Annotated in this window: 6 protein-coding genes; 5 read left to right on the forward strand and 1 reads right to left on the reverse strand. The window is 69.3% G+C overall.

The window, feature by feature from the left end; all coding sequences use genetic code 11:
• Positions 1-71 precede the first annotated feature (71 nt).
• From ACIBK6_RS22310 to ACIBK6_RS22330, 5 genes are read left to right on the forward strand one after another with little or no spacing between them, the layout of a single operon-like run.
• The gene (locus ACIBK6_RS22310; protein WP_399053040.1) at positions 72-929 is read left to right on the forward strand and encodes a hypothetical protein; all 858 of its coding nucleotides are present in this window, start codon (positions 72-74) and stop codon (positions 927-929) included.
• Positions 919-2,274, forward strand: coding sequence for a hypothetical protein (locus tag ACIBK6_RS22315; protein ID WP_399053041.1), 1,356 nt, complete (start codon positions 919-921; stop codon positions 2,272-2,274). The genes ACIBK6_RS22310 and ACIBK6_RS22315 overlap by 11 nt, the downstream gene beginning before the upstream one ends.
• On the forward strand, positions 2,271-3,821 hold the full coding sequence (locus tag ACIBK6_RS22320) for an SCO6880 family protein (RefSeq protein WP_399053042.1): 1,551 nt from the start codon (positions 2,271-2,273) through the stop codon (positions 3,819-3,821). Before ACIBK6_RS22315 ends, ACIBK6_RS22320 begins: the two co-directional genes overlap by 4 nt.
• 18 nt (positions 3,822-3,839) lie before the next feature.
• Positions 3,840-5,267: an ATP-binding protein gene (locus tag ACIBK6_RS22325; RefSeq protein WP_399053043.1), complete on the forward strand. Its 1,428-nt coding sequence runs from the start codon at positions 3,840-3,842 to the stop codon at positions 5,265-5,267.
• Position 5,268: 1 nt separating this feature from the next.
• Positions 5,269-6,825: a type VI secretion protein gene (locus tag ACIBK6_RS22330; RefSeq protein WP_399053044.1), complete on the forward strand. Its 1,557-nt coding sequence runs from the start codon at positions 5,269-5,271 to the stop codon at positions 6,823-6,825.
• Between the two features lie 47 nt (positions 6,826-6,872).
• On the opposite strand, the gene ACIBK6_RS22335 is transcribed toward ACIBK6_RS22330, so the two are convergent.
• Positions 6,873-7,424 carry a GNAT family N-acetyltransferase gene (locus ACIBK6_RS22335; protein WP_399053045.1) on the reverse strand — a complete coding sequence of 184 codons (552 nt, stop codon included), beginning with the start codon at positions 7,422-7,424 and terminating at the stop codon, positions 6,873-6,875.
• Positions 7,425-7,621 lie beyond the last annotated feature (197 nt).

Below are 7,621 nucleotides of genomic sequence, written 5' to 3' on the forward strand. Positions count from 1 at the left end.
CGGGAGCCAGCACGGCTACCGTCGTACTACTACTTCGCGGATCCGCATACGGTCGAGGGGGCGCAGGCGGCATGAGTTTCGACGACGATCCGGGCCACGGCGGCGGCGACCCGGCCGGCGACCGCTTCAGCACGCTCGGCGGCACCCGCCAGACCCGCACCCGCCTGCCCGAGGGCACCGGCGACGTGTACGGCGGCGCCCGCCGCCCCCAGCGCAACTCCCGCTCGCTGGTGATGGTGGTCGGCGTCGTGGTCCTGCTGATCGCCGCGATCGCCTTCGCCAACCGGGGCAACGACTCGGGCTCCTCCTCGGACACCCAGGCCCCGAAGAACCCCGACACCCAGTCGACCGCGGCCACCGGCACGAAGCCAGTACCGGGCAAACAGGGCGGCATCGCGTCGGGCTTCGCGCACGATGAGCAGGGGGCGCAGTCTGCCGCCTCGAACTACGCGGTAGTGCTCGGGTCCACCGGGGTGTTCCAGAAGGACAGCCGTCACCGCATCGTGGACTTGATCTACACCAGCGAGGCTGCCGCCAGCCTGAAAGGCCCTCAGGATGGTGCGTATTCAGCCGACTTCCTGAAGAAGCTCGGTCTGGATGCCCAGGGCAATCCGCCCCAAGGCAATACGTTCGTGTCCCGCACCATCCCGGTAGGCACCAAGGTGCAGAGCTACAGCGGGGACAACGCAAAGATCGCGGTCTGGTACACCGGCCTCATCGGAATGTCCGGTCCGGGCTCGACCGATCCGGTACGCACCACGTGGAAGACCTGGACCTTCGATCTGAAGTGGTCCAACAACGACTGGAAGATCGCCACCGACAGTCAGACCGACGGGCCCGCCCCTGTCCCCGGGGACGTCGCGGCGTCCAGCGCCGACGTCATCAGCAAGGCCGTTGAGGAGTACGGAGGCTTCACCTATGCCAGGTAGTCCTCGCCCCCGCGCCCGCACGCTCGCGGGGTTGTTCGTGGCCTTGCAGACCACAGCGGTGCTGCTCGCGACCCGCGCCGTAGCGGCCCCTTCACCCACACCGACGCCGACACCCACGCCGAGTGCCAGCAACAACCCCTGCGACCTCCTGATCGGCCCGGCCAAGCAATACTGCCAATCCGGTAACGGCAAGGCCACCACCCCACCGGGAGTGGACCCCACCCAACCCGCCGACCCCCTCACCTCCCTGGCAAAGGGATGCGGTGACGCCGCCGCCTGGATCGTCGGGAAGTTGTCCGGGGCGGTGAAGGCGACGGCCACCGTCGACTTCACCAACCCCAGCTTCCGCACCCAGTACGCCGTCGTCTTCGCCGCCGCCACCTTCCTCACCCTCGTCCTGTGGCTGCTCGCCGTGGCCAAGCGCGCCATCCGCGGGGTGCCGCTGTCGACCGCGATCTCCGAGGCCGTCGGGTTCCTCTGGCTGACCGTGCTCGCGTCCGCCTTCACCCCGCTGATCCTGTACACCGTCGTCTCCGCGACCGACGCCGTCACCGAAGCCATCGCGAACGCGACCGGCAACCAGTCGGACGTCTTCTTCGGCTCGTTCTCGAACGCGCTCAAGAAGGGCACGGACATCGGCGGCGGCCCGATCATGCTGATCGTCGTCGCCCTGGTCTCGATCCTCGCCGCGGGCATCCTCTTCCTCGAACTCGTCGTCCGCGCCGCCCTGTTGTACGTCGGCGCCCTGCTCGGCACCGTCGTGTACGCGGGGCTCGTCGACAAGAACATGTGGGGCCACGTCCGCCGCTGGGCGGGCATCATGATCGCCGTGATCATGGTGAAACCGGTCATCGTCGTCGTCCTGGGCCTGGCCGGAGCCCTGTCCTCGGGCAAGGGGCCGGACTCGTTCTCGGCCGTCGTCTCGGGCCTGGCCATCATCCTGCTCGCCATCTTCGCCTCGGCGATGATCTACCGCTTCGTGCCCGGCTTCGGCGACGAGATCGCCTCGGCCCGTACCAACCGGAAACAGGCCACCGACGGCTCGCAGGCCGCCGCCCTCATCTCCTCACCCGCCGCTCTCGTCTCGCAGGGCATCAAGACCCACAGCGGCCGGGGCAACCAGGGGGGCGGGGCCGCCCAGGCCCGCCCCGCGAACTCCGTGTCCGGTGGCATGGCCGCCCACAGCAGCCGGGGTTCCGGCGGCGGGGTCGGCGGCGGAACTGTCCCCTCCGCCGCACCTCCGCCGCGCAGCGGCTCCGGCCCCACGGCCGGCACCCCGCACACTCACCGCCGCGACACCGGCGGCACCGCAGGTAACAAGAACACTGGAGGTGGAGGGCGTTGACGACCCAGTCCCAACCGGTCGCGCCCCGCCGTACGTATCTGATCGGCCGCGCCCGGCCGTCGGCCGTCGTCGGCAAGAACCGCGAGACCGGCGAGATCGTACTGATCATCGGCGGCGCGTTCCTCGGCATGATGTGCGGACTGCTCGTCCCCGTGCTGTCCCTGCGGATCGTGCTCCTGATGGGCTTCCCTTTCCTGGCCCTCGCCGCGGTCTACCTCCCCTACCGGCGCCGCACGTTCTACAAGTGGTTTGAAATCAACCGCAGTTACAAGCGCTCGCTGCGGCGCGGCACCGCCTACCGCTCCAGCGCGGCAGAGGCGGGCGTACGCTTCGACGGCCGCGAGGTCGAGATCGGGCCGCCGCCCGGCATCGGCCACATCAACTGGCTCGCCGCCCCCTTCGGCCCGGACGAGATCGCGGTCCTGCTGCACGCGGACCGGCGCACGGTGACCGCGGCGATCGAGATCGAGGGGCCGGGCGTCGGCCTGCGCGACTCCGAGGACCAGGAAGCCCTGGTCGACCGCTTCGGCACGCTGCTCAAGCATGTCGCCAACGGCGACGGCTTCGTGACGAGGCTTCAGATGCTGGCCCGCACGCTCCCCGCCGACCCCGACGCGCACGCCAAGGACGTCGCCCAGCGCGGTGACACCAAGGCACCCGGCTGGCTGATGGAGTCGTACGACCAGCTCCAGTCCATGGTGTCCACCTCCAGCGAGCAGCACCGCGCCTACCTCGTGGCCTGCATGCAGTACAGCCGTGAACTCGCCGCCGAGGCCCACGCGATGGCCCGCGCGGCCCACCCGCAGGCGGGCCGCAAGCTCGACCGCGACGCGGGCCTCGCGGTCGTGATGGCCCGCGAACTGACCGACATCTGCGCCCGGTTGGCGGAGGCAGACATCCGGGTACGCCAGCCGCTGGGCCAGAGCCGGCTCGCCTCGCTGGTGCACTCCATGTACGACCCGGACCACCCCATCGACCACATCCAGGCGATGACCAAGCGCAATGCCTGGCCCGCCGAGCTCGACGCCGTGGAGCCCACCTACCTCCAGGCCAAGACCCGGGAGTCCTCGACCCGGGCGCCCTGGTGCCACTCCACGGCGTGGGTGAAGGAGTGGCCGATGACCCCGGTCGGCGTCAACTTCCTCGCCCCGCTCCTCGTCCACACCCCGGATGTGATCCGTACGGTCGCCGTCTGCATGGACCTCGAACCGACCGAAGTCGCGATTGAGCGAATGCTCACGGAAAAGACCAACGACGAGGCCGAGGCGTCCCGTGCGGCCAAGATGAACCGCACCGTCGACCCGCGCGACATCGCCGCCCACGGCCGCCTCGACCAGCGCGGCGAGGACCTCGCGAGCGGCGCCGCGGGCGTCAACCTGGTCGGCTACATCACGGTGTCCTCGCGTTCACCGGAGGCGCTGGCCCGCGACAAGCGGACGATCCGGGCCTCCGCCGGCAAGTCGTATCTGAAGCTGGAGTGGTGCGACCGCGAGCACCACCGGGCCTTCGTCAACACCTTGCCGTTCGCGACCGGCATCCGCCGCTAGTTGAGAGGCAGTACCGCCATGCGAGATCCGCTGTCTCTCGTCACCGACGCCTTCACCGCCCTGCTGTTCGGCAAGGTGGAGACCACCCGGCTGCCCGTCCGCACCTCCACGGGCCAGGCCCAGGCCGTCTACCTGCCGACCGCCGCCCCCGGCCTCGGCGACTCCGGCGTGATCATCGGGCGCGAGGTGTACAGCGGCAAGGGCTACATCTACGACCCCTTCCAGCTGTACGGACAGCAGCTCCCGGCCCCGCACTGGCTGGTGCTCGGCGAGTCCGGCAACGGCAAGTCGGCGCTGGAAAAGACGTACGTACTACGGCAGTTGAGGTTCCGCGACCGGCAGGTGGTGGTGCTGGACGCGCAGGGCGAGGACGGCGTCGGCGAATGGAACCTCATCGCGCGCGAGCTGGGGATAACTCCCATCCGGCTCGACCCGATGACGGCGATGGACGGCGGCATCAGGCTCAACCCCCTCGACCCGGCGATCACGACGACGGGCCAGCTCGCCCTGCTTCGAACGATCATCGAAGTTGCGATGGGACACGGCCTGGACGAACGATCAGGTTTCGCTCTCAAGGTCGCGCACGCCTACGTCAACACCACGATCACCGACCGCCAGCCGGTCCTGACCGACATCGTGGACCAACTCCGCCACCCCGAGGCCGAGTCGGCGGAAGCGATGAACGTCGACATAGACGACGTACGGGCGTGGGGCCTGGACGTCGCCCTGGTGTTGGACCGCCTGGTCGACGGCGACCTGCGCGGAATGTTCGACGGCCCGACCACGGTGGGCATCGACCTGGACGCACCCCTCATCGTCTTCGACCTCTCCCACATCGATCGAAATTCGATCGCGATGCCGATCCTGATGGCGATCGTCGGCGTATGGCTGGAGCACACCTGGATCCGCCCCGACCGGAAGAAGCGCATCTTCCTCGTCGAGGAGGCCTGGCACATCATCAACAGCCCGTTCGTGGCGCAGCTCTTCCAGCGGCTGCTGAAGTTCGGCCGCCGGCTCGGCCTGTCCTTCGTGGCGGTGGTCCACCACCTCTCGGACGTGGTGGACGGCGCGGCGGCGCGGGAAGCGGCGGCCATCCTCAAGATGGCCTCGACCAGGACGATCTACGCCCAGAAGGCCGACGAGGCGAGGGCGACCGGCCGGGTACTCGGCCTGCCGCGCTGGGCCGTCGAAATCATCCCGACGCTCACCCCGGGCATCGCGGTGTGGGACGTCAACGGCAACGTCCAAGTGGTCAAACACCTGATCACGGAGCAAGAACGCCCCCTCGTCTTCACCGACCGGGCCATGACGGAGTCCGCGGCGACGGACGACGTCCTCGCCGCGGAACTGCACTCCCAGCTCGACACGGAAACGGAACGCCGAGCAGCACGCATGGAGCAACAACTCGCCGACGCGCCCGACTCGTCCGAGTCCACGGTGGCCTGAAATGAGCGGAACCGGCGCCCCCCGGGCCAACCAGCGCGGCATCCCGGACGCCCTCCTGGTCGGCCTTCTGGCCTTCCTCCTGGGCCTGACGGTACTGGTGTGGACGGCCACGGGCCTGGGCGGCCTCTTCGCCCACGGCTCCTGGCCCCCAGGCGTCTCCTTCACCCACAGCCCCCTGGCTCTGCGCGCCCTGATCGCCTCCCCTCACGACCTCCCCTCCGCCTGGCCCGACACCCCACCAGGCTCCCTCTCGGGCTACGGCCTCTTCTGGGGCCTCCTCATCGGCGAACTGCTGGCCCTGGTAGTCCTGACGATCTTCATCCTGGGGACGTTCACTCGGTGGAGAGCGGTACGAGCGAGAACGCGGGGGGCCACAAGGACCCCCACCCGGCACGCTGCGGGCGATCGTTCCATGCCCCCCGCTGTGGGCAGTCGTTCCGCAGGGCGATTGGGGTCTCCCCTGGTCGAGCGGAGCCGAGACCTTGGGGAAGGGTGGGCACAACGAACCCCGGACGCCGGAACCCCGGTCCCCGCCCCACACCCCGAGCAACCTGCCACCCCGGAACCGGAACCCGCCCCAGCCCTGGCAACGGAACCCGCGCCGGCCCCCACCCCGGTGGAGCAAATCCCCACCCCCCGCCTGCTCTTCGGCCCCCCAGAATCCCGCAGAACCCCCGCCCTCCAGGCAATCCAGGACGCAGCGGGCCCCGCCCTGGTGGTCACCTCAGACCCCACCCTGTGGGCAGAAACAAAGGACGCCCGAGCAAAGCTCGGCCCCGTACACCTCTACGACCCGACCCACCGCTGCGACACCCCCGCCCGCCTCCACTGGTCCCCCACCACCGGCTGCGAAGACCCCGACACCGCAGCCGCGAGAGCGGCCGCGCTGCTGGCCCCCGTCCGCCCCCGCGCCCGCATGGACACCGCCATGGCCGACACCGCGGAAATGCTCCTACGCAGCTGGCTGCACGCCGCCGCGCTGGAGAGTCGCGACGGCAAGGCGACGAAGCAGCTGCACCGCTGGGCCCAGGGAACGGCCGTACAAGAGGCCGTACGCATCCTCCGCACCCACCCCAAGGCGCAGAGCGGCGCCGCCGGCCTCCTGGAGTCCGCACTCACCGCATATCCCGAACGCCGTGAAATCGCCCAGCAGTTGACGGCCCGAGCCCTGGCCTGCCTCTCCTCGATCCACATCCGCGACGCCTGCACACCCAACCGAGCGGATTCACTCGCGCTGGAATCATTTGTGAACGAGGGGGGCACTCTCTATCTGGTGGGTGAAGCGATCGAGGACCCCCGGTCCGATCCCGCCGCGATGCCCCTGCTCACGGCACTCGCCTCAGACGTGGTCGAGCGCGGCCGCCGCATGGCCGAACGGTCATCTGACGGTCGCCTCGACCCACCAATGACACTCGTCCTGGACGACGTCGCCGCCGTGGCTCCGCTCCCCCTGCTGCCGGAGCTGCTGTCGACCGGCCAGGACCGAGGCCTCCCGACCCTGGTCCTGCTCCGCTCCCCCGAACAGGCCCGAGCCCGCTGGACCGAAGCCCTGACGTGAGACCCGTACGACCCGGGCGGCACGACTGACATCACAGGGCAGGGCGGCTAAGGCCGCACGACCGCCATCTCGAAGTCGACGCCGCCCGCATCACCGTTCAGCGGCACACTCATGCCGGTCGGTACGAAGCCGATCTTCCGGTAGAAGCCCTGGGCCCGGGGATTGTCCTCGTGCACATAGAGCCGGATCCGCTCGATGGCCGGCTCCTCCAGCGACCATGCCCATTCCATGGCGGCCTCGAAGAGCCGCTCGGTCAGGCCGACCCCACGGTGCTCGGCCCGTACGAACACACCCACCAAGTGCGCCTGCGGAGAAGCGATTTCGATACCGAAGATGTCCTTGGCCCCGACCTGCTCCACCAGCACGACCACCGTGCCGACCAGCTCTCCGTCAGGTGCTTCGGCCACGAACTGCCGGGCCGAAGTGCCGTGCGAAACCCGGGCCGTCCGCTCCTGCCAGAACGAGTCCGGGCGCTCCAGCGCCTGCTCGGTGGTTTCGAGGAACGCGACGGGCGCGGCCGGATCGGCCAACGCCACCAGCCGCAGCTCCTTCATCCGCTGCCATTCATCGGCGCGTACCGGGCGAATCAGATAGTCCATGCGCTCATGCTGGCCAGCACGCTGACCAGCCGCAAGGTGTTTTACTGCACGGCCTTGGACGGCCAAACCGCCCCGGAACGCAGAAAAGCCCCGCACCATAAAGGTGCGGGGCTTTCCCCAAAATTTGTTCGGCGGCGTCCTACTCTCCCACAGGGTCCCCCCTGCAGTACCATCGGCGCTGAAAGGCTTAGCTTCCG

The sequence above is a fragment of the Streptomyces sp. NPDC050485 genome (assembly GCF_044458185.1).
Classification (GTDB): domain Bacteria; phylum Actinomycetota; class Actinomycetes; order Streptomycetales; family Streptomycetaceae; genus Streptomyces.